Source organism: [Leptolyngbya] sp. PCC 7376 (assembly GCF_000316605.1).
GTDB lineage: Bacteria > Cyanobacteriota > Cyanobacteriia > Cyanobacteriales > MRBY01 > MRBY01.
The window spans coordinates 900,231-926,353 of sequence record NC_019683.1; the positions used below are offsets into that span (position 1 = coordinate 900,231).

Annotated in this window: 17 protein-coding genes; 5 read left to right on the forward strand and 12 right to left on the reverse strand. The window is 43.0% G+C overall.

From position 1 onward, the window contains the following. Positions 1 to 89 precede the first annotated feature (89 nt). Together LEPTO7376_RS04065 and LEPTO7376_RS04070 are read left to right on the forward strand one after the other, a co-directional pair. On the forward strand, positions 90 to 1,433 hold the full coding sequence (locus LEPTO7376_RS04065; RefSeq protein ID WP_015132980.1) for a histidine phosphatase family protein: 1,344 nt from the start codon (positions 90 to 92) through the stop codon (positions 1,431 to 1,433). 173 nt (positions 1,434 to 1,606) lie between these two features. Next, positions 1,607 to 3,025, forward strand: coding sequence for a hypothetical protein (locus LEPTO7376_RS04070; RefSeq protein WP_015132981.1), 1,419 nt, complete (start codon positions 1,607 to 1,609; stop codon positions 3,023 to 3,025). 55 nt (positions 3,026 to 3,080) lie between these two features. Here the strand turns inward: LEPTO7376_RS04070 and LEPTO7376_RS04075 are convergent, their stop codons facing one another. The 4 genes from LEPTO7376_RS04075 to LEPTO7376_RS04090 all read right to left on the reverse strand — a co-directional run bounded on the left by LEPTO7376_RS04075 (position 3,081) and on the right by LEPTO7376_RS04090 (position 7,940). After that, positions 3,081 to 3,293: a hypothetical protein gene (locus LEPTO7376_RS04075; RefSeq protein WP_041763147.1), complete on the reverse strand. Its 213-nt coding sequence runs from the start codon at positions 3,291 to 3,293 to the stop codon at positions 3,081 to 3,083. Between the two features lie 240 nt (positions 3,294 to 3,533). Next, positions 3,534 to 4,619: a 3-isopropylmalate dehydrogenase gene (gene leuB, locus LEPTO7376_RS04080; RefSeq protein WP_015132983.1), complete on the reverse strand. Its 1,086-nt coding sequence runs from the start codon at positions 4,617 to 4,619 to the stop codon at positions 3,534 to 3,536. Positions 4,620 to 4,765: 146 nt separating this feature from the next. After that, positions 4,766 to 6,673 carry a response regulator gene (locus tag LEPTO7376_RS04085; protein WP_216700280.1) on the reverse strand — a complete coding sequence of 636 codons (1,908 nt, stop codon included), beginning with the start codon at positions 6,671 to 6,673 and terminating at the stop codon, positions 4,766 to 4,768. A 241-nt stretch (positions 6,674 to 6,914) separates the two neighbouring features. Further along, positions 6,915 to 7,940: an ABC transporter substrate-binding protein gene (locus tag LEPTO7376_RS04090; RefSeq protein WP_015132985.1), complete on the reverse strand. Its 1,026-nt coding sequence runs from the start codon at positions 7,938 to 7,940 to the stop codon at positions 6,915 to 6,917. 572 nt (positions 7,941 to 8,512) lie between these two features. On the opposite strand from LEPTO7376_RS04090, the gene LEPTO7376_RS04095 reads away from it, so the two are divergent. After that, positions 8,513 to 9,748: an NAD(P)/FAD-dependent oxidoreductase gene (locus LEPTO7376_RS04095; RefSeq protein ID WP_015132987.1), complete on the forward strand. Its 1,236-nt coding sequence runs from the start codon at positions 8,513 to 8,515 to the stop codon at positions 9,746 to 9,748. 90 nt (positions 9,749 to 9,838) lie between these two features. Here the strand turns inward: LEPTO7376_RS04095 and LEPTO7376_RS04100 are convergent, their stop codons facing one another. The 5 genes from LEPTO7376_RS04100 to LEPTO7376_RS04120 all read right to left on the reverse strand — a co-directional run bounded on the left by LEPTO7376_RS04100 (position 9,839) and on the right by LEPTO7376_RS04120 (position 12,541). Next, positions 9,839 to 10,372: a tetratricopeptide repeat protein gene (locus LEPTO7376_RS04100; RefSeq protein WP_015132988.1), complete on the reverse strand. Its 534-nt coding sequence runs from the start codon at positions 10,370 to 10,372 to the stop codon at positions 9,839 to 9,841. Positions 10,373 to 10,454: 82 nt separating this feature from the next. After that, a complete protein-coding gene (locus LEPTO7376_RS04105) occupies positions 10,455 to 11,237 on the reverse strand; it encodes a transporter substrate-binding domain-containing protein (protein ID WP_015132989.1) in 783 nt (260 codons plus the stop codon). An 86-nt stretch (positions 11,238 to 11,323) separates the two neighbouring features. Beyond that, positions 11,324 to 11,674, reverse strand: a complete 351-nt coding sequence (gene rplT / locus LEPTO7376_RS04110; protein WP_015132990.1) for a 50S ribosomal protein L20 — start codon at positions 11,672 to 11,674, stop codon at positions 11,324 to 11,326. A gap of 94 nt (positions 11,675 to 11,768) precedes the next feature. Next, on the reverse strand, positions 11,769 to 11,972 hold the full coding sequence (rpmI, locus tag LEPTO7376_RS04115) for a 50S ribosomal protein L35 (protein ID WP_015132991.1): 204 nt from the start codon (positions 11,970 to 11,972) through the stop codon (positions 11,769 to 11,771). A 317-nt stretch (positions 11,973 to 12,289) separates the two neighbouring features. Further along, entirely contained in the window at positions 12,290 to 12,541 is a 252-nt protein-coding gene (locus LEPTO7376_RS04120; RefSeq protein ID WP_015132993.1) for a hypothetical protein, read from the reverse strand. 240 nt (positions 12,542 to 12,781) lie between these two features. On the opposite strand from LEPTO7376_RS04120, the gene LEPTO7376_RS04125 reads away from it, so the two are divergent. Then, positions 12,782 to 13,726 carry a DMT family transporter gene (locus LEPTO7376_RS04125; protein ID WP_015132994.1) on the forward strand — a complete coding sequence of 315 codons (945 nt, stop codon included), beginning with the start codon at positions 12,782 to 12,784 and terminating at the stop codon, positions 13,724 to 13,726. Positions 13,727 to 13,837: 111 nt separating this feature from the next. Beyond that, positions 13,838 to 15,478 (forward strand): mechanosensitive ion channel family protein, encoded by a 1,641-nt coding sequence (locus tag LEPTO7376_RS04130; protein WP_225901171.1) that lies wholly within the window; start codon positions 13,838 to 13,840, stop codon positions 15,476 to 15,478. 36 nt (positions 15,479 to 15,514) lie between these two features. Here LEPTO7376_RS04130 and LEPTO7376_RS04135 read toward each other — a convergent pair whose 3' ends face one another. The 3 genes from LEPTO7376_RS04135 to LEPTO7376_RS04145 form a co-directional block, all read right to left on the reverse strand. Further along, entirely contained in the window at positions 15,515 to 20,557 is a 5,043-nt protein-coding gene (locus tag LEPTO7376_RS04135) for a DUF11 domain-containing protein (RefSeq protein WP_015132996.1), read from the reverse strand. A gap of 299 nt (positions 20,558 to 20,856) precedes the next feature. Next, the gene (locus tag LEPTO7376_RS04140) at positions 20,857 to 22,506 is read right to left on the reverse strand and encodes a right-handed parallel beta-helix repeat-containing protein (RefSeq protein WP_160148376.1); all 1,650 of its coding nucleotides are present in this window, start codon (positions 22,504 to 22,506) and stop codon (positions 20,857 to 20,859) included. A 112-nt stretch (positions 22,507 to 22,618) separates the two neighbouring features. After that, positions 22,619 to 26,122 (reverse strand): hypothetical protein, encoded by a 3,504-nt coding sequence (locus tag LEPTO7376_RS04145; RefSeq protein ID WP_015132998.1) that lies wholly within the window; start codon positions 26,120 to 26,122, stop codon positions 22,619 to 22,621. Position 26,123: the final 1 nt, after the last annotated feature.

Sequence of the window (26,123 nt, forward strand, 5' to 3'; positions counted from 1 at the left end):
GAATCCCAACAAATTCCGGTCAATCTTCCGATACTATGATGTAGGCAAAAAATCTGCCCAGCAAATAACAAAAATTGGAGGCAACAAAGGTGGCAACTCGCGTCATTATCGTGCGTCACGGACAAAGTACTTACAACGCTCTCAAAATGATTCAAGGACGTTGTGACGAATCAGTACTCACCGACAAAGGTATCGCCGATGCCACAACCGTGGGCAAAACCCTCAATGGCATCAACTTTGCCGCCATCTATTGCAGTCCCCTCCAACGCGCTACGCAAACCGCTAAAACAATTCACGCTCAACTCGGTGAGGGTAATCCTGCTCCCATTCCTGCTGAAGGGTTACGGGAAATCGATTTACCCAATTGGGAAAAAATGCCCAAAACCGAGGTTGCCGAGAAATTCCCCGAAGAATATCGCCTTTGGCATGAAAGTCCTGCCGAATTTTCCATGACTCTCGCCGATGGCACAGAACATTTCCCAGTCAAAAGTCTCTATGACCAAGCCAAAGGTTTTTGGGAAGAAATTCTAGCCAAACACAAAGACGAAACCATTCTCATTGTTGCCCACAATGGCATTAACCGTTGCCTGATCATGAGTGCATCTGGCATTGCACCCACCAAATACCAAAGCATTCAACAATCCAACTGCTGTATTAACGTCATCAATTTTAAAGGTGGTCTGGGCGAAACAGTTCAGTACGAATCCCTCAACCAAACCGCTCACCTCGGCGTAAAAATTCCCTCTTTCCGTCCCGGTCATGAAGGTCTACGAATTTTGTTGGTGCGTCACGGCGAAACCAATTGGAATAAAGAAGGCCGGTTCCAAGGTTCTAAGGATATTCCTCTCAACGACAATGGTCGTGCCCAAGCTGCCAAAGCACAGGAATTTCTCAAGGATGTTGAGTTACATTTTGCGATGAGTAGCTCTTTAAGTCGCCCTAAGGAAACTGCCGAAATCATTCTCAAAGCTGAAGCCCATGCAGGTATTCCTCTCGATACTCATGATGAACTAATTGAAATTGGCCATGGTCTTTGGGAAGGCAAGCTAGAAGCGGAAATCGAAGCAGGTTTCCCCGGTATGCTCGAAGAATGGCAATCAACTCCCGAAACCGTTCAGATGCCAGAAGGGGAAAATATCCAAGGCGTTTGGGATCGTGCGAATACGGCTTGGGATGAAATCGTTGCTAAGTATGCGACTAAGCCAAATCAAGTCGGTATTGTCGTCGCTCACGATGCAATCAATAAAGTGGTGATGTGTCGGCTAATGGGTCTGCAACCCAAAGATATCTGGGCAATCAAACAAGGTAACTGTGCGGTCACTGTAATTGATTACCTCAAGGGTCCTGAAAGTGAGGCAATTGTCCAAGCAATGAATATTACTTCTCATCTCGGCTTCGGTGTTATTGACAAGACTGCTGCTGGCGCACTTTAAAAAACGAGTAGAAAAATAAAAGAGGTGATCACCTTTTTCTCTCTTTCATGTGAGTTATGAGGTGATCATTTTTTTGGTTAAGGTAATTTTTTATTTGTCAGGCTTGTAATCTTGATAGTTAGGCTTTACTAACAACTGCGAAGCAAAAATGTAAAAGGAAATTTACGTCACATATGACAATACAACGAGCTAAAGGAGTCACTGAATCCGAACGTTACTTAAATAAACTTTGTGAACATACATTTTTATCCCTCTGGAGTTATCCAGGAGTATATAGAGATCAAAAAGCAGGACAAAGTATAGATGGAAAGGAAGTTTGTGATTTACTTGTTGTTTTTCAAAATCATATTATTATCTTTTCAGACAAAAATTGTGTTTTCCCCAACACTGGAGATCTCCAACTTGATTGGAATCGCTGGTTCAAAAAAGCTATCAAGAAATCAGCAGAACAAGCATGGGGAGCAGAAAGATGGATTAGGAAACATCGTGATCGACTTTTCTTAGACCGAGCATGTAAAGAACATTTCCCTTTAGAAATACCGGATATGTCACTAATTAAGTTTCATTTAGTTGTTGTTGCACATGGTGAATCTTCACGCTGTATTCAAGAGCTTGGAGGTAATGGAAGTTTGATGATCGACTCTTCCATCAAAGGAAATCAGCATTTTGCTAATGGTACAAACCTCTCTTGTTTTACCGTCGGAGATCTCGACCCAGCTAAAACATTTATACATGTATTAAATGATACATCTCTCGATATAGTCATGAAAACAGTGGATACTATTTCTGACTTTATTTTGTACCTTTCAAAGAAAGAGCTTTTCCTTCGTTCAGATATATCAGTACGTGCAGAAGGCGAAGAAGATCTCTCAGCTTACTATTTAGAGCACATGAATTCTAATGGTGAACACGATTTTCAACTTCCATTAGATGATCAAAATAACCTAAGTCATCTCATGTTCTCTGGGGGGTTTTGGATACGCTTTAATCAAAGACCTGAACGACAAGACCAAATAAAGGCAGATGAGATTAGCTATCTTTGGGATAGCATTATCGAAAGAATTAGTAAGGATGTGATTGAGGCAACTATTAGCTCTTCAACACCTTCTAGTACTCAAGAAGCAGAAATTGCTTTACGCATCCTAGCAAAGGAAACACGATTTAAAAGACGTACTCTATCTCAAGCACTTTTTAATCTTGTTGATTTGGCCCCACTCGATAAACGAGCAACACGCTATGTATGTGATTCTAATTCAGCAGAAATGTGCTACGTTTTCACGACTTTACCTAATAACCCAAATTCTATGAGTTATGAAGAGTATAGACAGGACAGGGAGGCGATCTTAGGATTATGCTGTCATTCTGTTAAATTGCAGTTCCCCAGTATTCACTATGTAGTTGGAATAGCCACTGAACCAGGTTCGCATAATTCAGGACGATCCTATGATTTGATCTACTTAGATGTAGCAAATTGGACAGAGAAGGATTATGAACTAGCACAACAAATCTCTCAAGAATTCAACATCTTACAAAATTTGAACCAGTCAATCGTTCACAATAGTGAGTATCCGAATGTAAATCTTGACGACTAACGTTGTGAGCGCGAAGACTCAAAGAAACGCTTTTTCAATATCTCCAAAGCAAAATTTAAAACGGTGGGATCTGCTCCATTAGGTGATCAAAATCTGTGAGACCGGCGATCGCCCCACAAGATATCGCTAAAAATAGAAGGCCAACAACGCCTTGAGTTGGAGAAATTGCCACATGGGCAAAGGCAGAATAGCTCCAGGCGATCACCCCACAAAATAGGCCAGCCGCACTCCCAAGACAGAATCGTCTTAATGGTGTATTTAATTTCATCGCTTTCACTACTATTCCATTAATTATTTCCATTTTACTGTCGAAAACTATTGGTGGAAATTTGTGCGACCACACCATTTGATAAAGCCTAAATAAAAAAGGGCGATCGTCTAAAGATCGTCAGAAAAAAAGGTGAGATCGTCTCTTTTCCCTACACAATTCCTCAAAAAAATAAACCGTCTCAATCTCCCACTGGATAATCGAGAAGGTTTATTTTTCGATTGAAATGAAGATATCGCTTTACGATTCGAGTGCAGCCAATAGCTTTTCGCCTATTGCTTTGCAACCTAGTAACTCCATTCCTTCCGACATAATGTCACCAGTGCGGAAACCTTGATCAAGAACAGTCTGTACTGCAGCTTCAATCTTACTCGCAGCTTCAGGTTGATCGAGGGAATAACGCAACATCATCGCTGCACTGAGTACCATTGCCAAAGGATTGGCTTTATCTTCACCAGCAATATCTGGTGCAGAACCATGCACAGGTTCATAAACACCAGGAGCTTCTGCACCCAAACTTGCGGAAGGAAGCATACCGATACTCCCCGTTAACATCGCTGCTGCGTCAGACAAAATATCACCAAACAAATTACCAGTCACAATCGTGTCGAACTGCTTTGGGGCACGAATGAGTTGCATTGCTGCGTTATCGACATACAAGTGAGACAGTTCCACATCGCTATATTCTTCTGCCATGAGATTGACGCGATCGCGCCACAACTGCGACACATCGAGCACATTCGCTTTATCGACAGAGCAGAGTCGGCTGTTACGCTTCTGGGCAATTTCAAAAGCAACTTTTGCAATGCGATCTACTTCGGACTGGTCATAGACCATCGTATTAAAACCGCGCTTTTCACCTGTTTCTGTTTCAGCAATGCCTTTGGGTTTCCCGAAATAAATGCCGCCAGTCAGTTCGCGAACCACCATAATATCTACACCTTCCACCACATCGCGCTTAAGGGAAGACGCATCAATTAACTGAGGCAAAATCGTTGCGGGACGAAGATTAGCGAAAAGTCCGAGGCCAGCTCGCAAACCTAATAAACCTGTTTCAGGGCGTTTCTCGCGAGGCAAATTATCCCATTTATAGCCACCGATCGCAGCAAAGAGAACAGCATCACTTTTCTTGCAAATCTCAAGGGTTTCTGCGGGTAGAGGATCGCCAGTAGCATCAATCGCCGCGCCACCCATTAGCGCCTTAGTGAAGTTAAACTCTAGATCAAATTTTTTGCCGATACTATTGAGTACATCCACCGCCACTGTAATAATTTCGGGGCCAATGCCATCGCCGGGAAGTAGGGTAATACTGTATTGCTGGGTCATAAAAAAAGTTTGATCTAGATATTTTTGCAACTGTTTATCATATCGGTTTTTGGAAAAGTTCAATGCAAGGATTCATTGCAACAAAATTTGCATCGAATTCCAACTATCAAAAAATGCAGCAATAAATATGTAGAGAAAATCTTTTCCTATTCAATCTCTGGTGCAAGTTCACAGGTTTTTTTCAGAAAATTGGCAAATGCCTGGATAACCTGTTCAATCAAGATTGGCTTTGTCAAAAAATCATTCATCCCAGCTTCAAGGGAGGCTTGACGGTCGGACTCTAGAGCATTCGCAGTTAGAGCAATGATATAAGGCTGATAGTATGACCCTTCTCGAATTAGACGAGTGGTACTGATACCATCCAGCTCAGGCATTTGTACGTCCATTAGGATGACATCATAGGCTTCTTTTTTTAAGTGATCTAAAACCTCCACACCATTATTCGCAATATCTACTGTCACTCCTAGTTTCCCTAGAATCAGTAACATCACCTTTTGATTGACTCGATTATCTTCTGCAAGCAATACTTTTAACTGCGCAAAGTCAAAGCTTTCATGCTCTTTTAGCAGGGGCATCGATGTCGCATTTTGACGGTTTACGTCACTAACAGAGGTGGCAAGAAAAGTGAAGTAGAAGGTTGCACCATGCTCCTGGGGATACATTTGCGTTTCTATTTCTGGATGCCAACCGACAGGCGGAGAACCAGCAATATTGCCTTTACTATTGACCCATATAGTGCCGCCCATCAACTCAACAAGACTTTTACTAATCACTAGCCCTAAACCAGTGCCACCATATTTGCGGTTAATTGATTCATCAGCCTGGGTAAAAGGTTGAAATAATTTTGCAAGGCGATCGCCTGCAATTCCAATGCCAGAATCTTGGATTTTGACAGTAATGCAATATTCTTTCTCTTCAGATTCTTTCTCTCCATCCAGACAAATTGCAGATGTCGAAATCGCAACGCCTCCTGACGTCGTAAATTTCACAGCATTCCCAAGCAAATTTAAAAGAATTTGACGCAAACGCACCGCATCCCCTTCAAAAGCGCTGAACTCATGAATACTAGATTCATAAGTAAGCCACAATTTTTTCTTTTGAACCTGTGTGGAGAGAAGATTAATCGCAGATTGCACCACCTCATCCCAGACAACAGGCTGAAACTCTAAAGTCAACTTACCAGACTCAATTTTCGAGAAGTCGAGAATATCATTAATAATCGTCAGTAAAGTATCCCCACTATCACGAATAGTCATGACTAAATCTCTTTGTTTTCTCGACAAATCAGTCGTCTCCAAAAGTTGAGCAATTCCGAGAACACCATTCATAGGCGTACGAATCTCATGGCTCATATTAGCCAAAAAATCAGCCTTTGCCTTTGTTGCCTGTTCTAGTTTTTCATTCAGTGAAGAGAGCTCTTGATTACGTTTTTCCAACTTTTTATAAATTTTTTCCTTCTCAATCAATTCTGTCTCAAGATTGTTTGTCTTTTCTTGTATCTTCTGCGCCATGAAATCAAATGCAGCAGACACTTGAACTAATTCATCAGAGCCCATCAAGCCTGTTCTGACGTTCAAATTACCTTTTGCTAAATCATTACTAGCATTAACAAGTTTTGAGATACGTCGCGTCAGTGCCAGTTCAAAAAATGACCATAGTCCAATATAAAATAAAATCAGTAAACTATTAGCAAATACAGTTCGCCTTAAAGCATTATTAAAAGCAACTCTCTTTGCATCAGTTAAATCATATTTTAGAAACAAAATCCCAACACGAGAGGGTTTCAACTCAGAAGGCAGCCTTTCCAAGAAAAATGGATAAAATGCGAGTATTCTGTTTCTATTTTCAACAAAGAAAACATCTCCTGAAATAGTCTTTCTTGTCGCCTCAACATATTCAAGATACTCGACAATCTCGGTTTGAGACAGTGGCTTTTCTTGTAGAGAAAAATCATTAGCTTCTTGAATTATATTTTGATGATCAAGAACAGCAATCAGCTGTAATTGTGGGTCGTTACCCAGCTGACTAATAATTCCAGCCTTAGTACTAAGCACATGATTCTCGCGATTCAAATCAGTTAATACTTGAGTTGTCTGAGCAGCAATAAGCTGAATATATTCTTGAGAATGCTCTTCAGTCTCGCGATAAGTTTCGGAAATCTCTCTTTGAAAAGAAAATACTCCGATTACACTACCACAGAAGATCAAGATTACTGGAATCGAAATCTTTAATGGTAATGGGAAAAATTTCAGAATTTTATTACTAAAGTATCTAATTCAAAAAATCCTCAACTCTTTAGAAAACAACGTTTCGAACAAAACTATCATCTAAAATATTAGCTGGTTCGATCGACTGAGAAATCAGATTATTATCCAGCATTATCTGGATCAGCTTTTCCATTCCTTGAACTAAAGCAGGATCTGTTTGATCCAGTAGCTCTTGATTCTCCTGAAGACTAGGTTGTTGCAAACCATCAAAGGAATTCAGCATTTGTTCTGCTGTCACACCAGTTCTTTTTGCCATTAATACGGCGGCTTCTCCGGGATTTTGATTGAAATATTCTAAAGCTTTAAATCGTCCATTAACTAAAGCTTGAACTGTTTCTCGATCTGTTTTTATTCTGCCAGTATTGATAACGAGTGTATCTACAATTTCCCCAGGAATTTGACTACTATCAAATAAAATAGGTGCCTCTTGAGCCAATAAATTGAGCATCGGTTTCCCAAAGGTAACAACTGCATCAACATATCCTGTATTGTATGCACTTTCATGCTCGGTGGTTTCTAGAGAAATAATTTCGATATCCTGTATCTGCATATTATTTTCCTCTAAAGCTCTCGCTAGAAAGAATGCACCTAATGCTGTGGACTCAACGCCGACTTTCTTTCCTTTCAAGTCTTGCATATTACTCATGCCAGGCTTGCCTAAAATAGCATCACCACCGTGGGAGATATCCATGATTCCCACTATTTTTATATTTTTCTGGGTTGTTGCTAACACAATAGCTTGATCGATCGAAAGCCCAGCACCTTCAATCTCGTTGTGACGATAAGCTCTTACTTCTTCAGTGCCTGAAGGATAATCCACTAAATGAATAGGTTTGTCTCCATAATACCCAAGTTCTCGTGCGAGGTAGAGTGTTTCATAGCCAGGCCATAGATTAGCTCCAATACGCAAAGGTTGTGCAGCTGGCTGCGTACAATTACTAAGCGTCAATGAAAAAAAGAGCCCTATCAACAGACAAGAAATTACTTTAATGACTTTTTTATGGGATATGTCAAAATAGTCATTTTTCAAAAAAAATAATCGCTTTTTTTCCATGAAGCACTCTGTTTGAATTTTCTCCTATAAATATTTTAGAAAATCTATGGGAAACTCAAAACAAAGATCAATATTTAGTAATAAATACATTTATAGTTGGGCTGAGATAAATCTCATATAAGATCAACTCTATTTTTTCTCAAATGCGTCCTAGCCAAAGCTCTAGAAAATTTATTGATAGTACTGGTAGTAGCTAATCTCTTATTATTTTCAGAAAATCTGAAATTTGATTCAATATTTTAAATCCCATGGCGATCACTTCGCGACAGAAATGCAGGCTTCCATGCATTCTAATTCTCTAGAGACAATCAGCACAGTAAAAATAGCCAATGCTAAACTAGTTCTATCGTTTCAGTTTGATCAGCTCCTGTGAATCATTCCACCTCTTCTAATATCTTGACACTGTTTATCACCTGCCTGGTTTCTTTTCTAGCGCTGTGGATTCTGCGAGGTATGGGTCTCCCTCCTTTTACGATGATTCCAGGAGGCATTATTAATATCATGTTACTTTTGACCATTCTTTCTGGTATTTTTTATGGTCTGAACTGGACAAGAAATTATTAGGGAGATTAATGACCAAATTAATTGTGATTGGTGGTGGGGCTGCTGGTTTTTTTGGGGCGATCGCCGCAGCTCGTAGCAACCCAAAATTGCAAGTCATTTTATTAGAAGCAGGAAAAGATTTTTTAGGGAAAGTCCGTATTTCTGGCGGGGGACGCTGTAATGTCACTCACCATTGTTTCGACCCGGTAGAACTCACAAAAGCCTACCCTCGGGGCAGTCGCGAATTGCGAGGGGCATTTAGTCAGTTTCAGCCGAAGGATATGATCGCTTGGCTCAAAGCCGAAGGGATTGCGCTCAAAACAGAAGCGGATGGGCGGATGTTCCCAACCACGGATGATTCGGCAACAATCGCCAATTGTCTCAAACAGGCTGCAATCCAGGCAGGGATACAGTTACGCACTTTCAGTGCCGTAAAATCCATTGATAAAAATGAGGCAGATCAATTCATCATTTCTTTGGGAGCTGGAGACAAACTCACAGGCGATCGCTTACTAATTGCGACGGGCAGTCATCCGTCTGGTCATGGATTTGCAAAAACTTTAGGTCATAAGATTCTTGAGCCAAAACCCTCATTATTTACGTTCCAAATTAAAGATTCTCGTTTAGCAAATTTGTCAGGGGTCAGTGTTCCCCATGCCATTGCCAGTATCAAAATCAATAAGAAAAAAAAGCTCGAACATAGTGGCCCTTTACTCATTACCCATTGGGGATTAAGTGGCCCAGCCGTCCTGAAATTATCAGCATGGGGGGCCAGAGTTCTTGCGGACCATCAATATAAAATGCCCCTTACCGTGAATTTTTTACCAGAAGAAAATCCAGAGACTTTACGTCAGAAAATCCAGCAATTCAAAGCTCAAAATCCAAAGAAGAAAATCAATACATTTTCACCGATTGATATCCCAAAAAGATTATGGCAAAGTTTTGTGAGCTACGCGGCGATCGCCTCTGAACAAAATTGGGCAGATTTATCAAAGAAACAATTAAATATCATCATTCAAGAAGTTACTCAAGGACATTATCAAATCCAAGGAAAAGGTGTTTTCAAAGATGAATTTGTCACTTGCGGTGGCGTAACACTTAAAGAAATTAATTTTAAAACGATGGAAAGTCGCGTTTGTCCCAATCTTTATTTTGCTGGAGAAGTGCTAGATATTGATGGAATTACTGGCGGTTTTAATTTTCAAAGTGCATGGACTACAAGCTGGATCGCAGGTAAGGCGATCGCCACATCAACGTCACTTTAGATCTTTTCTTCCCAATAAAAAAGAGCCAAATTAATTCTGGCTCCTAGTCTTTTCAACTATTAATTTAATCGTCAAGTCAAACAAAAATTTCTACGAGGATGTTGCAAAACGCTTACGGAGAGATTCAGCACGTTTCTTCGCTGTTTTATTCTCAGGTTCCGTTTCTAAAACTTTTTCATAAGTTTCGAGTGCCTTCGCTGTCAGTTGCTTTTTCTCGTAAATATTCGCCAAGTTATTGAGTGCAGTAGGGTAGTCTGGCAAAGCTTTTAGAGCTGCTTTATATTGACGAATAGCGAGATCATATTGTTCTTGAGCAAAGTAAGCATAGCCGAGAGCATTGTAAATTAAGGCTTTATTTTCTGCTTCTAATTCATCTTCATCTTTAAGCGCTTTTTTCAAAAGTTGAGCTGCTTGTACATGAAGCTTTTTATCGAGGTAAAGACTGCCTAATTCATAATATTCTTTTGCTGTACCGGGTTCTTTTTGCAGTTTTTTGCGCAACTTATCGTAGGTGCTTTCAATACGGCGGGTCTTAATGATTTCACGCAATAATAAAATAGCAAGGATGCCTAATAGTCCTACAAGAATCGATAGATAAAAAACCGGTAAGGAAGCAGTATCCATAACAAAAAATTGACGTTTAAATATTTTTTATATTAATAAGACAGCTACAAAAAAGTAGCAGTTTTGCTAGTCTATCAGTTCTTTAGGGGAGTCCCCAATGATTGATACGATCCTGTAACCATCCGCTTTCTCGCCATTCTGCCATTAGGGTCTGGATTTCGTCGTAGAGACTTTGGTGCTGGTTACCTTTCGGGAGGGCGATCGCCAAAGCATTTCCTTCAAGCCATGCGGGCAACAATCGATAATTTGGATATTCTTGTGTCCACCCAGTCAACACGGAATGATCACCAGCAAAGGCATCAGCCTGATTATTTTCGAGCAGCGCTAAAGCTTCTTGGTAAGAATTCACCGGGATTAATGTGGTAGACGGGAAATAACTCTGGACAGCGGCGATCGCCTCGGAAGAATTGAGAACTGCGACCCTTTGTGTTGTGATTTGGTGGGCTTCACTTAATCCAGCTTGTTTTGTGACAAACCCAAGCCCATCGAGATAATAGTAAGCACTAAAATCTACTAGCCTTTGGCGCGACGCATTCACACCCAATTGGGCAACAACTAAATCTAGGTCACCCTGTAATAACAAATCCAAACGCTCTTGGTTTTTGACAGGAATCAATTCAATCTGCGATGCATCCCCCAACAGTTCGGTGGCGAGGCGACGGGCAATATCAATTTCTAAGCCTTGCAATTCTCCTGTTCCATCCCGAAAGGCTAGGGGACGAACATTTTCTTTTACTGCAATTTGAATTGTGCCGCGCTCCTGAATGTCTTCGAGAGGAGTCGCAAACAATGGGTTGGTCATAAAAATGGAGGCGATCGCCGCACCCAAACAACTTACAGATTTATGCAGGGAAAACAAGCTCATCTACCTCCAACAAAAAACCCCGAAATAACTTCCAGGGTTCTCGTATAGTTCTATCAAAAGATCTTTAATTGTGATTTTGCCACAACCTAGGCGCTCTTGGCGACTTCGACGATCTTGGTGAAAGCTGCGGGATCAACAACAGCAAGCTCAGCGAGCATCTTACGGTTAATCTCAATGTTGGATTGCTTTAGCTGGTAAGTCAGCTTGCTGTATGAAATACCATTCATACGAGCTGCTGCGTTTACACGAACGATCCACAGGCGACGGAAATCACGCTTCTTCTTACGGCGATCGCGGTAAGCATTACGGAGCGCTTTCATAACCTGCTGATTAGCAGTGCGGAAGAGCTTAGAGTGAGAACCTCTAAAACCTTTCGCTAATTTAAGGATTTTTTTACGGCGCTTACGGGCGACGTTACCGCGCTTAACTCTTGGCATAAGGTGTACCTAAAAAATATAAAGAGTAGAAATAAAAATAAAAACTTAGTTTTTGGCTATGTTTTTAACTATCCACGAGCCGTTCCTAAAAGATTTAGGAGTAGGGCATCATGAGGCGTACTGCCTTCTCATCGGTCTCATGGACAAGAGCCGCACCAGAAAGACGACGACGCTTCTGCTCAGAGCTCTTGTGGTTGAGGAGGTGATTCTTGAAAGCTTTACGACGAGTGATTTTTTTGCCGCTTCCCGTCACTTTAAATCGCTTCGCAGCAGCGCGACGTGTTTTTAGTTTAGGCATATAAATTTCTATAAATCGACACAGCTTACAATAATAGCCTCTATATGCTCGATCCTTCAAGGGTTACAATCAAATTCTTTAATATTTTTTGGATTTTGCCTGTGAGTTTTATTGTGACTGGATTAGAGATCTCAGCAAGATCGAGACTCACTCTATTTGTAGTACTCAGTACAGCTACACAGACCAAGACAGTAGACTGTGGGGATGGTTTATTTTTAGATTGCTATTTCCGCACAGTTCCATGTATTTTACTGAGATCCCTTAATCAAATGGTCGATCAACCTATTATTGTGGCGATCGCCACAATAATATGCATACTACTTACTTTCGTTTTCCTCAATTTTTACTTGACTGAGTGAAATATAGTTAGAAGCCATTGAAGCTGTTCTTGCCTGAATGTTTTCTCCAATTTTTCCTTGGCTGAGTGAAACAGAGTTAGAAGCCATTGAAGCTGTTCTTGTCTGAATGTTTTCTCCAATTTTTCCTTGGCTGAGTGAAATAGAGTTAGAAGCCATTGAAGCCGTTCTTGTCTGAATGTTCATCTTTCTGGTGATGTTTAATTTAGACATAATTGATTTCCATCAATCGACACAACTTACGATAGTAGTCTCTATATCCTCGATCTCTTAAAAATCACATCTAATTTTTTATGTTTTTTTGATTCTGTCTTAGGGTTTTATGGTGACAGGTTTAGAAGCCTCAGACGGATAGACGATAACTCCCTTTGTATTCCTCAGTACAGTCAAACAGACCAAGACAGTAGACTGTGGGATGGTTTATTTTGCGGTTTTTTATCCTGAGCGCATTCCATGCAGTCTTCTGAGCTCTCTCAATCTAAAGAACGGTCAGCCTATATTTTGGCGATCGCCACCCTTACCTTTGCGTTAATTGCCATTTCATTCGCCCCCATTTTCATTCGACTGAGTGAAACAGAGCTGGGTGCTAATGCAACGATATTTAACCGGATGTTTATCTTTTTGCTGGTGTTTGGATTTGGACGATTCTTAGCGCGCGGACAACAGGAAGAAGACGAAGCCGAGACTACAACACAAGACATCACGACATCCCAATGGTGGTTGCTTGGTGGAGTGGGGGTCATTTCAATTATTTCGTTGGTGCTCTGGGCTATTTCGCTTCAATACACTACCGTCGCCAAATGTATGCTGCTCAATAATCTCACCCCCATTTTTACGAGCTTGGGGAGTTGGCTCTTGTTTGGCAAAAAGTTTGATCGCAGATTTCTCATCGGTATGGCGATCGCCCTCACAGGAGCATTAGCACTAGGATTTGAAGATTTAAAAGGTGGCGAAGGACTATTGATTGGGGATATTTTGGCAATTTTGTCAGCGGTATTTCTCGGCACTTATTTTCTGATGGTGGAGCAACTACGCAGTAACTTTGACGCGACTACGATTCTGCTTTGGCGTTGTGGCGTTGGCAGTGCAATGCTTGTACCTCTCGTTTTTTTCACAGAAGGACAGTTTTTCCCAACAACAAAAATCGCAATTATTGCTGTATTGGGATTGGGAATTCTCTGCGAAGGCTTTGGCCAGAGATTGATTGCAGCCTGTATGGATCAATTGTCCTGTAGCTTTGTGTCGCTCTTTCTCTTACTTGAACCCATCGTTAGTGCACTGTTAGCCTGGGCAATTTTCACGGAGGCTTTGGGCTTCACAACATGGCTCGGATTTGCGGTGGTCCTCACAGGGATTTATCTGGCACAGTCTAGTAGTGCAGCGGTCCAAGAAGCATAAAACTATTTGCCATCACCTTCATCAGGATTTGTTAGAGTCGGACTGATTTGATATCCAGTTCGATTTTTTATGACATTACGGCGATCGCTCTCTTTCGGTTTCGCACTCATCATGGCTTGTGTGCTGACTATTCTGTCTCACAGTCCAGCACTGGCAAATTTTGGTGTATTCAATGTTTTGCTACCAGAGTCTGACCTCGCCAATGTTTTGCCGAATGATGGCACAGAATTGGTAATTGAACGGTGTGTGTATCTTGATGGTCGCTGTGTGTTTAAAGTGGCAGCACCACGCTCTGAGCTGGATACTCGCCTCAACTACATTCAAAAGCAACTGAATCGAGTCAAGCGACTTTACCGAGAAGGAGCAGAGAGCAATTTGGTCGTGCGTCAAAATGTGGAGGGCAATTTCAATAATATTGTTATCGATATTAACGGTGAATCGTTGCGACTAATGACGGTTACTCGTTGGGATGCGAAGTTACAAGGGGATACCATTCCAGACCGAACCACCCAAATTATTGATCAGGTAGAAGCCAGTTTAGGTCGTAGTCGCGATGAAAGGCTTCCTACTTTTCTCAAACGCCAGGGAATTTTAGCTGCTGGCGTTTTCGGGGTGGTGATCGTCTTAAATTTGGTTGGACGAGCTTGGTACAACAAATTAGAGAAACGCCGAAAACATGAGGAAGCCTTCCCTCAAAATAAAAACCTCATTTCAACCCAACTCACTCTGCGCCAATTCCATAATGTCCAAGAGGTGCAATACCGTCTCTGCCAACTCCTCCAGTGGGGGGCGATCGCCACAGCCCTTTTTATTAACATTGGCCTCTTTCCTCAAACTCGTATTGCTCAAGTTTGGCTGCTGAGGATTTTTCAGTATCCGCTCATTATTGCGTTCATCACCATTGCGGCCTATCTCGCCATCCGCATTAGCTATGCCCTCATCGCCAAGGCCAATCAATTTTTTACAGCTGGTGCCCTCGATGCCTTTGCTTTCATCACCCAGGAGTCAAATCAACGGCTACAACTCCGGGTCAATACCTTTTCACAAGTGGCACGCAGTATCGTCACATTTATTATTTTGGCGATCGCCCTGCTGGTCTTTTTCTGGATTTTACACATAGATATTGCCCCAATCCTCGCAGGTGCTGGGATTATCGGTATCGTCATTTCCTTCGCGGCTCAGAATTTACTCAAAGACATCATCAACGGCTTTTGCATTATTTTCGAAGACCAATATGCTGTCGGTGATGTGATTAATGTTGGTGAGGTAGCGGGGTTTGTGGAACAAGTAAATCTACGCATTACCCAACTCCGCGATGAAGAGGGTCGTCTAATCACTATTCCCAACAGCGAAGTCCGTATTGTCGCCAACCTCACTAACGAATGGTCACGAGCTAGCCTCAATATCCCAGTTGCCTACCAAACCGATGTCGATCAAGCCCTCAAAGTCATCAATAAAACAGCTTGGGAAATGCGTGAAGATAAATTTTGGAGCACATTAATCCTTGAAGACCCACTGCTTTTAGGTGTAGATAACTTTAATGAGCGAGGCATGGTCATCAAATTATGGATTAAAACCCTACCACTCAAACAATGGGATGTTGCCCGCGAATATCGCCGTCGTTTAAAGTACGCCTTTGAAGCTGTCGATATTCAGATGCCAACCATTCAAAATGAAATCTGGCTGAAGCAAATGCCCAATAATAAGAGTGGCGATAGCTCAGAACAACTCAACATCTTTCAGAAAAAATAACGTTGAGACAATCCTGAGGTAGTTAGTCGCTGAAACTTATTCAGTAGTTACCCGGAAGCGAATAAAGCCGTATGAGTTTGGTGGCGTTCCAGGCGCGGTAGCACCATCAATCTGACTAGGTGTCGTCGTCGAATCGACAATTTGGATGACGACAGCACCAGTAGTATTTGTTGATCCAGAGTCCACATTAGTTGAGCCACGTTGACACAATGTTGAAGGAACAGGCGCAATACCTGGCGGGTAAAATGACCCGCGATCACCATCTAGATAGCTATCAGACAAACCACTCGTTGCATTCAGCAAAGTCCCTGCCTCCGGTGAAGTTGGACTGCCGATGGGGTCAGTATTATCGAGAAAAAGTTCCATACTGCTCGGTACATAGCTCATGTTGTCTGGAACAACATCACAAAGTCTCACTGACTCAGCTGACGCATCACCGCTATTGAGAAAGTAGATTGTATATTCCACTTCATCACCAGGTTGGATTTCGCCCGCATCTAACGCGCCAGACAGATAAGTATTATCTGGATCTGGCCAGTTAGGATCATTGTCCTCGGCGGCTCTTGCCAAGATAGTGGGCTCTGTCTCTCCCGGAGCAGCAACAAAATCGTTAAACACAAATGTGTCTTGACCACCTGGGCGATCGCCAGTTCCTAAAATTGCCCCACCACGTCGTACTGCACTGATTCGCTTCACAAGAATCAACTCTGCATCTGTCGAGACAGTGGTCGTAACAATGAGATCATCCGTTGCTGGAGTGTTGTTACTTCCGACATCTGTAACGAGCTCTCCGACTGGAATCACGTTAGTTTTAGTACCCTCTGTTGCAGCCGTTACATCAACAGTAATCGTACAACTACCATTTGGAATAATGGCGCCAGTAGCATAGGTCACCATATTAGACCCTGCTACTGCCGTTACAGAACTCGTCGTACAAGTCCCGCCAATATTCGGAGTCCCAGCAATCACGACATCATCTGGCAAAGTATCAATCAAATCAGATGTGAGTGTTTGAGGATCAGCATTGACATTACTAAGAGTTATGGTCAACACCGAGGTTCCGTTCGGAGCAATGCTATTGGGACTAAATGACTTGGCAATGGAGGGTGGAGTCCGAACTAATAAATCATCAGTAGCAGGATCTGGATTGTTGCCAGCAGTGGTCTGTAAATCACCCGCCGGAATTGTATTTGTATAACTACCGCTCACTGTAGATGTCACATCCACTGAGATTGTACAGCCTCCATTAGGAATGGCCGCACCATTCGCATAAGTGACAGTGCCACCTCCTGCTGTCGCCGTGATATCCCCATTAGTGCAGGTTCCTCCAATATTCGGAGTCGATGCAATGGCAACATTTGTCGGCAGAGTATCTGTAAGAGTACTAGTTAAAGTAATAGGATTTGTGTTCGTATTTCCGAGGTTTAAAGTGAGTGTTGAAGTACCACCAGGGTTAATAACATCCGGAGAGAAAGCTTTGGTAATAGATGGGCGCTGCGCCGCAACTAACGTGTCACTAACCGCTACTGGGTTCGATGCCCCTTCTGCTGTGGTAATTGAGCCTGCTGGTATTTGGTTTTCATAACTACCAGGGTTAGTGACCACAACATCGGCTGAGAATTGACAAGTAGACTCTGTACCTAAGCTCGCCCCAGTCAACTCTAGCTGATCGGGATCAGCCGCTGTATTGGGATTAACTGTTCCACCACAATCATTCGCAATATTTGGAGTAGCAGCAAGATCAACACCCACAGGCATCACATCAGTCAGGTCAAGATCGGTCAATGCTTGGGTGTCATTACCGTTAATCACAGTGATTGTTAAGCGAGAAGTTCCACCAGGTTCGACGATATTTGGCGTGAATTCTTTAGCGACACCAACACCAGGAGAATTCGCCAAACTAGCCGTTGCTGGTGTGGTGTTTGTCGCACCTTGGAATGTTGAGGCTCCTGCAACCGGAATTGTATTAATTAAGGTCGCGTTTACTGTCGAGGTTACGTCCAAGGTAACGATACAGCTACTGTTGGCTGGAAGTGTTGCTCCAGAGAGACTAAAAGATCCATCTCCAGAATTTGCAGAAATAACACCATCAGTACAGGTTGTAGATGCATTGGGTGGCGCAAAAACTTGCATACCTGTTGGCATATTATCGACAAACGAAACATCAAGATATTCTTCTGATGGAGAAGGGTTAAATAGCTGAACTGTAAGTTCTGATGCGGTTCCTGCTGTCACACTTAAGGGGTTAAAGCTTTTAGCAACAGTCAAGGTCAAAGGAGAAAATTCTAAAGTGGCTGTTGCTTCTTCAAGGTTGGAGATTCCTTCGGCAGTCGTCATAGAATCAGCAGGAATCGTATTCACATAGTTTCCACTACTTTCAGTACTAGTTACATCTACCTCTAAAGTACATATACCTGGTACAGCACCGACTTGGGCTGGTATTGTTCCTCCCGTAAGACTAAGGCTGGTTCCACCGGCCGTTGCACTTGCTACTCCGCCACAGGTTGTACTAGCATTTGGCGGATTAGCAACGGCGATCGCCGTCGTATCTGGCGGGAAATTATCAGTCAAATTGACATCTGTAAGGCTAAAAGCTTGATTATTAGTAAAAGTCACCCGTAGGCGGCTACGACCTCCCGGAGCAATTATGCTTGGCGTGAATTCTTTCGCAAGATTAATGCCTATAACATTTAAAGTATCGCTAGCGGGACTTGTATTAGTAGAACCTTCATTCGTCGTAATTGCCCCAATTGGAACTTCATTGAAATAGCTGCCATTAGTGTCAGATACGACATTGGCTTGGATATTACATCGTTGACCACTAAGAATTTCCACACCACTCGCTGCAAGAGTATTGCTACCCGGAACTGCTGTAATTGTTAGAGGAGCTCCGGTGTCATCACGACAATTACTGTTAGTGGTAATGTTAGCAGGATTATCAATGACTAAGCCTGCAGGCAAAGTATCTGTCACGCTTAGATCCGTAACATTCGAATCAGGCCGAATTCGCAGTCTGAATCGAGAACGTTCATTGATATTGACTGGATCATCACGGAACTGTTTCTCTAATTCAATAGATGCAACATCATTAACTTCTAGATCCCTTCGAGCACGGAATCTATTACTGATCCCGCCATCTGCAGTGACATCTCCTGGGTCAATATCATTCCTATTGGTTCCAGCTGTAGCACCAGTAGCGACAACATCGACAGTCACAGTACAGCTACTATTCGCCGGAATCGTACCACCACTCAAACTAACTTGGTTACTCCCAGCTATTGCTGTTGGTGTACCTCCACAAGTGGTACTTAGATTTGGAGTAGCCGCAATTTCAAGTGGCGGAGAATTATCAGTGAAAACATCTGTGAATTGAACATTTGTCAAAGATGAATCAATTGTGTTTTCGAGGGTGATTGTCAGAGTCGTCGGGACATTGAGATTCGCTACGTTGCCATTAGCATAGTTTTTCCCAACGATAATTTCTGCAGCTCGCAAATTATCACTAGCTTGATTGCTGTTCGTGACACCTTGAGTTGAGCTGAGTGAACCAATAGGAATTATATTTGGTAAAACACCTCCTGCAGTTGCGGTTACATCAACTTCAATACGACAAGTTCTCCCTGCAGGGATCGTCACTCCTTGAATCCCGAAAAAAGTATCTCCAGCAGCTGGGTTCCCTGGAGTACCTGAAGCATCATCGACAAAACCGCCTATGGCACAATCACCATTCGTTTCGATGAATGCGTTAGGAGGATCAGCAACAATAATATTTGGGTCGGTAAATATATCAATCAGCTCAACCCCTTGCAAATCAACAAGATCAGACTCATTCGAAATATTAATTCTGAGAACAGCGGGATCCCCAATACCAATGGGATCATTCCGAAATTCTTTCTCTATTGTTGGAGCCGTAATACTGTTTTGAACATTTAGATCTGCCGTTGCGGGACTTGCATTACTGACTCCTTGCCTCGTATTAATGCTACCAGCAGCCAAAGTATTGGTGAAGCTTCCAGTAGTGCTAGAAACAACAGGAACACTAAAAGTACAAGTAGCTCTGCCTGGAATAGTGACATTAGATAAAGTCACAGAAGTCGAGGTCTGTGAGATTGACCCTCCAACACATGTAGCATCATCTTTTGTTGCTGGTCCGTTTGTTGTCACACCAGCTGGCAAATCATCTGTGAGATTTACTTCTGTCAGGTCGACAGTACTGTTATTCGCGATAACAACTTGCAAAGTCGACTCATTAACAGCTCCAGGAGTACCGTTATTGACAAAAATAGTGCTTGGGCTAAAAGATTTCGATAAACTCGGGTCATCAACAGGGTTCACTGTCAAACCAACAGAACCTGCCGCAGAATTCGTTTCTCCTTCAGCAGTCGTTAAAGCATTTGCAGGAATAACTAAGTTACTTGTGCCCTGCATCGTTGTTGTAATACTGACTCTGAACGTACAGGTTCCATCAGTACTTCCTACACGGGGAGGTACCGTGCCACCCTCTAAGTCAAAGACTGACTGTCCAATTGTTGCATTCACAATCCCAGATCCACAGTCAGTCATCGCATTTGTTGGGTTTGCGATGTCCATCCCTGAAGGAAGGTTAACTGTCAAATCTGCATTTGTAAGCTGAAAGGTCTCCGCATTAAAAATCTGGACAATGGCTGTCGAAACACCACCAGGGTCAATACTAGGCGGATCAAACGCAGGTACAACGTTAACGATCGCCCGGGCAGGAGAGATAAAGACAACGAAGTTTAAGAATAGGAAGAAGATCGCAGAGACAACCCCTAGAATCCTAAATCTCCAACGCCTCACCCATCGCGTCACATTCGGGAAATCCGTATTTCTATCCCACCAGCGTTGTTGACGTGCTTTCCCTCGCTGAAAGCTAATCTGACTCCGTCGCTGCAATACTCCCAAGATTGGCAGCTTAGAAGCTGGCTGCTCTGGGTCACGCCAAGACTTTGGTAAGAGCCAGTCCATTACGCCGTAGAACAAGCCAAGCCAAGCTTGCCAGATTAAGGCGGGGAATCGCTGGAAAAAGTTTTGGTGGCGTTGGGGTTTCTTAGAAGCCATTGAAGATCAAATCAGACGACGTATAAATTACTGAGTCGGAACGCAAGGTCAGGGCTAGGAAATTAGTCAAAAACCGTCGTTCTATGTAGCGCTTTGGTTTTGCAGCTGAACTAATCAGTTACAGGATAAATCCTTAGAGTTATGTCTATGGTATCTCCCAAATATTGGACGATAAGAAAAAGGTTTTTATGGAAGGATTCGCGTTTTGGGTCATTGGAGAAGAAAACATTGCTTTTTAAAAAATATTGGGGTGTTGGGAAATGCGTCGAGGAGGAAGAAATTCTTAGAGAAAAATGGTTTTAGCTACGACATCGTTCTGGTATCTCTGGCAATACAGTAGCGTCAAATTGTTGTTCAACGGGTGATTGGAAAGATTGGATCATCGTATTCCGCGCGGGCTCTGATGTTCCATATTCAGGCATATAGGCGATCGCACTATAAACAGTCCCTAATTCAAAGTCATTAAATTCGAAACTAAAGCGACCTTCTTCATCAGCTGTGGTTTGGGTGATTTTAGTGTTGAGAGTACCACTCTTAAGGTTTGGCTCTTGGACTTGGTAAAGCACAATCTCCGCACTAGGGTCAGCAACGCCATCGAAAAAAACTTTGCCATTAATAGGATAGAAGGCTTCGCTCAAAAATTCTGGGGAATTAATCGCACCATTCGCCGTGTCTTCGCGGCGGTTCAGGGAATCACGGGAGGGGTTCTTGCCATCTGCAACCTGGAGTTCTTGGCGACCGACAGACTGACGGGTAATGAGATCAATACTTAAACCTTTAAGGCGAGCAAATTGATTATCGACGATTTCGTTGCGATAACTTTCACTATAGGCGGCGATCGCCACACCAGAGCCATTTTGATCAGTGATAAGGTTATTACTAATGAGATGGTCATTACCAGACAAGAAAATAGCGGCCCGCGAGACATCGAGGCCATTATTAACAATGCGATTGTTCATCACATTAGTCTGACCTTCAGTGCGATAGAAATAAATACCACTGCCGCCATTCCGACAGATCAGATTATTGTCGACAATAGTATCTGTGACATTGCCACCAAAGCGAATTCCATCGGGCATCCCAGCTAAACCATTACCAATAATTTCGTTATCAATAATGGTTGTATTTGTAGCCTCAGTCCCCGTGACTAAGCCACTGGCATCATGACCAATAATTCGATTATTCGTAACTGCGGCGTTCGCGGCATCATGGAGCCAAATGCCAAATGCAGAACGTAAATCGGATATTTTGCCATCTGGCATAATACCTAGCCAATTTGATGTAAGTGTGACATTTTGAGGGATAGTGGTTTCATACTCATCAGGTAGTGTCACTAGATCATCGGGATGAGGCAAGAGATGAACTTTCCCCACCCAAAGTCCTGCACTAATCGTATTGAAGACAAGGTCAGGAAATAACGGATTAAAACCATAAATGCTCAATCCATGCACTGTCACATCATCTGCTGCAATGGCTAAGCCCCGTGGGACAATACTTTCAATCGCGGGAGAAAGACTAATTATAGGTCGGACAAACTCGCCAGTTTCTGGGTCAAATTGGGCTTGACTGAACCCATCAATCTCGACACGATGGGTACGAATCGGTGGTAATAAACTGGTTAGCTCAATCTTGGTTTGTTCAGGAGGAAGGTCAAACTGCACAACATGACCTTCCTCTCCTACTAGCGTTTCGATCTGCGTTTTCTCAGAATCACTAAGGACATGAATTTCGGCTTTTTCTTCTTCGGTTAGCTCATCATAGTTTGCGGGGAATTCCCATAGGATATCCTCATTCAAAAAGGCGATCGCCTCCCGTAGATTTAGCCCTTCATCTGGAACGATTTCGTCCAGTAGCGAAGAGTTAACTGTGACTTGGTAGTAAAGCTGAGGCGTCTCAATATCGACATCATTCGCTAAGACCTGCGGCGATCGCCCTATCGAACTAGCCAAAACTAGAGAGCTGAGAAGAAATAAGTTGCGGTATGAAGTAGAGCCAATCACGATTCTAAAATTCCAATTAATGGTCCGAGCAATAGAGAGATTTCATGTCACGACAAGGGATTTATTCACGGTCATCAGGTAAGAGCCACCCCCTAAATAAACCGTCTAATTTAACGTTGACCCCTGCATAAACCCCTCCGGCTTCTCTCGCACCATTGAAGTCATAGTCATCGACGCGGCCGAAAGAATAGCCAGTGTAAACTCGTAGATCAGGTGTGAAATAATAGCCTGTCTCAAGCATGAAGCCCATTTCACTAAAGTTGGCGGAAGCCTGACCAATCCAGCGTCCCTCTACAGCGACATCCCATTGGTAACCCAAGCGATATCTAGCACGGAGTTGACCCAAATGTACGGAGCTATCAGCGACGAAATCATCCGCCAAGAATGTGGTGCTGTTGCGGAAAGCATACTTCCCATAAAATTCCCACTGCCAATTAGGCGCATAGATTGCTTCGAGAGCAAACACGGTTTCCTCGGAGCCTGTACCACTACCAAACAAAATGGTGTCAGGAATGACCGAAGGGTTTTGACGGTGCTCAAATCGGAATAGAGCATTGAAATTATCACTTTCTGGATCGCGATAAGCAAGACCTAATCGTAAATTTGATGTGCCGCCCAGCTCTTCATCAAAGGTTTGGTTCGCTGTTTGCGCGTAGTTATAACTAAACAAAGCAGTTAATGAAGGTGTAACTTTGCCTGCTGCATCAAGATTAATAACTGTGTTGCCGCCTTGGGTAGAGTTGCGTCGCTCCCATCGCCCAGAAACCTTAAAGTTTGCATCATCGGTATATTCAAAGCCGACATTAAAAGACGTTTGGCCATCAAGACCCAAACTAGAAGCTCCTTGACCTACTGCAAAAGGTTGACGGAATTGAAGATCATTCCCAGTACGACCGAAGTTTTGGAACGTGTATTGATAGCCAAAATCAAGTCTTAAGCCTGATAAGACATGCCATTTTTGCTGCAAGCCAAGAGTACCGATGCCTGTCATGCCATCTACACCACCGTTGATGTTGTATTTTGCATTGATGGTTGTGTCCGTACCCAAGGCATAATCTGCGTTTAAGCCAACTGACGTAATACTTTTTCCAGATTGAGGGCCTCGCGTAAACCAGGATGTACTGTAATTTAGGTTGAGCCAATCAGTAAGGCGATACTCAATACCCAATAATGTGCGATCGCCAGTCACACTATCCGCAGAACTAGATAAGCCTAACTCGTTTTGTGCCCGAACAGTAATCCGATCCGTCAAAGGTAACGTTAAGCGAGAACGCAATACCTGAGAATTGGATTCAAGGACATTCGGGGCACGGCGATCACTACGGTCGCGGGATACCCAATCAAGAGCAACTTGTGCCTTCCCGATTCTCTGTTCGATACCTGCAGTAATCGTTGTTAAGCTATTATCAACGGTAAAACCAGGTACTGGCTCAAAACCAGGATTGATTAGTTCTTCAAAATCATCTAGGGGACGAGGAGGAGTGCCAAAATTGTCCTCATGATCATACTTAAAGTTAAAGTTGGTCGTTGGACTTAATCGTGCGGTTGTCTTGAGACCATAACGAGTTTGGCCAGGGACAAAACTGAGCGTCGCATTATTGGCAAATCCTGGGTCAACGTTTCGATAGTAGGCATTTGCAGTGAGCCAATCACCGATTTTTGTATCGACTTCAATGCGATAGGCTGACCCTTCAACATCACCTTGGAAAGCTGAGAAATTTTTCGAGTGAGCAAATTCAGCGAGCACAGTGGTATGGTCACCAAAACTCAACTTACTGTCAACACCAAATAACTCAAAGTCATAGAGGTCACGGTCTTCCTTAACGTAAGAGGCTCCTAACCAACTCTCAGACTGGAAATCACGGTCGAAATGATAACGAACCCGTCCACCATAGACACTGGTATCGCTGCTACTGGCATCTTCATACTGATAAGTTGCCACAATGCGATTAACTAAGACTTCACCAAATTCATTGGCATCAGTAGTGTAAATAGGGTCACTGAAAAGGATAGAACCACGATCATAGTCAATCTCATAATCCCGACCACGTTGTAATTTTTCTCGCCGTGTGACAATTCCAGGACGATTGAATTCTTCTGATTCGAGGTAAATATCTTCTGAACCAGCCACAAGTAACCGTCGTGAGACAAAGTAGTAACCGCTAGTACCATCAGGAACAATCACATCTCGTTGAAAGCCCTCAACAGAATTGCTATGAAAAGCAGTCAATTCTAAATCACCGAGATTATAATGGGCTTTTAGGCCGTGGAGATCACGATTTGTAGCACTAAATTCTTGAGATTCTGTGGAAAATTCACGGACGTTGTAGTCCCCCCACATAATGAAGTCGGGGTTGGCATTTTCGACAGAGGAGGCGCGCTCAAATCGCAAGTAAACTTGGTCAATGGATGGAGTGGTTGCCTCGCGGCTAGAACTCGTACCATAGACTGGATATGTATATTCTGATGATTGGTAATCTCCAAATAAGCGGTTACTACAATCACAATCTTCATTAATCGGGCGATCGCTGTTATAGGCACCAGTAAATTTCCATTCACCGATACTGCCCGTCGCAAAGACAGCCGAATCTACATCAAATTCGTGATCATTATCACCATCAATCGGGAGAAAATACTTAAAGCGGTCAAAGAAATCTGTTCCTCTTGCGCCATAACGCAAATCAAAGTAGCCAGAGATGAGTGGAACTTCTCGTAATTGAGGTTTTTGTAGGAGTTGAGTATAGGCTGTAAGTTCCCCAGCTGACGCGTTTAAAATGAGCGTTTCTGGCTCTGTTGTCGATTGCAGTTGGGCAGTAAATTTTCCATCTGTTGACTTTACTTGAAAGCCTGGTTGGTCTGCGTCTAAGTCGACACCAACAAATTCACCATCACTGCTAAATAGAGAAACAGTGGTATTCCAAGTTGAAGCAGTCCCTTGTTCATCGTAGAAAGAACCAACAATGGTTGCAGTGGAGCGTCCATCAGCAATGATGCTATTTTCCTTGGTACGCAGGCGCATTTCCGTTGGCAAACCGGGAGCAATTACCTTCGCCGCAGTCGAGTGAATAACCCCATCGATTTCAACGGTTGCGGTGAGGGTATTTTCTCCGGGAGGGAAAATGACACCATACCAAGTGGTATTTGTCAGACCTGCACCATTGTCTACATTTGTCCGACCAATTAACTCATTGTCGACAGGAATATCATTTACTGTCAGAGTGACAACACCACTACCGCGATGCTCAACAATGACACTACTGGAAATACTCTCTAGGGGCTTATCGCTAGTCGGCGTGAGGATTTTGATCTGTTCCTCGGCGATCGCCTCTGTATTACTAGTAACATCGGCAGTCTCGCTGGCATCATTATCAGAAGACTCAGCGACTGTGACGGTGGGCACTTGAGCAATCATTGTATCTAATTCTGTTTCTCTAGAGTCAGACTGGTTGGCGATCGCTGCAAAAATCACAGGTTGGTAGCTTCCCCATAAAACACCACCGCTGAGAGCACACAATAATAAACGTGCGGAGAAATGTAGACCTTGTTGGTTTGATGACTGTCGCATC

Bases quoted from the DNA above. Each gene is read 5' to 3' on its own strand.
- LEPTO7376_RS04145 (WP_015132998.1), bottom strand. From the start codon at position 26,122: ATGCGACAGTCATCAAACCAACAAGGTCTACATTTCTCCGCACGTTTA.
- rplT (WP_015132990.1), bottom strand. From the start codon at position 11,674: ATGCCAAGAGTTAAGCGCGGTAACGTCGCCCGTAAGCGCCGTAAAAAA.
- leuB (WP_015132983.1), bottom strand. From the start codon at position 4,619: ATGACCCAGCAATACAGTATTACCCTACTTCCCGGCGATGGCATTGGC.
- LEPTO7376_RS04135 (WP_015132996.1), bottom strand. From the start codon at position 20,557: ATGGCTTCTAAGAAACCCCAACGCCACCAAAACTTTTTCCAGCGATTC.
- LEPTO7376_RS04130 (WP_225901171.1), top strand. From the start codon at position 13,838: ATGGCTTGTGTGCTGACTATTCTGTCTCACAGTCCAGCACTGGCAAAT.
- LEPTO7376_RS04090 (WP_015132985.1), bottom strand. From the start codon at position 7,940: ATGGAAAAAAAGCGATTATTTTTTTTGAAAAATGACTATTTTGACATA.
- rpmI (WP_015132991.1), bottom strand. From the start codon at position 11,972: ATGCCTAAACTAAAAACACGTCGCGCTGCTGCGAAGCGATTTAAAGTG.
- LEPTO7376_RS04070 (WP_015132981.1), top strand. From the start codon at position 1,607: ATGACAATACAACGAGCTAAAGGAGTCACTGAATCCGAACGTTACTTA.
- LEPTO7376_RS04105 (WP_015132989.1), bottom strand. From the start codon at position 11,237: ATGAGCTTGTTTTCCCTGCATAAATCTGTAAGTTGTTTGGGTGCGGCG.
- LEPTO7376_RS04095 (WP_015132987.1), top strand. From the start codon at position 8,513: ATGACCAAATTAATTGTGATTGGTGGTGGGGCTGCTGGTTTTTTTGGG.
- LEPTO7376_RS04120 (WP_015132993.1), bottom strand. From the start codon at position 12,541: ATGTCTAAATTAAACATCACCAGAAAGATGAACATTCAGACAAGAACG.
- LEPTO7376_RS04100 (WP_015132988.1), bottom strand. From the start codon at position 10,372: ATGGATACTGCTTCCTTACCGGTTTTTTATCTATCGATTCTTGTAGGA.
- LEPTO7376_RS04075 (WP_041763147.1), bottom strand. From the start codon at position 3,293: ATGAAATTAAATACACCATTAAGACGATTCTGTCTTGGGAGTGCGGCT.
- LEPTO7376_RS04125 (WP_015132994.1), top strand. From the start codon at position 12,782: ATGCAGTCTTCTGAGCTCTCTCAATCTAAAGAACGGTCAGCCTATATT.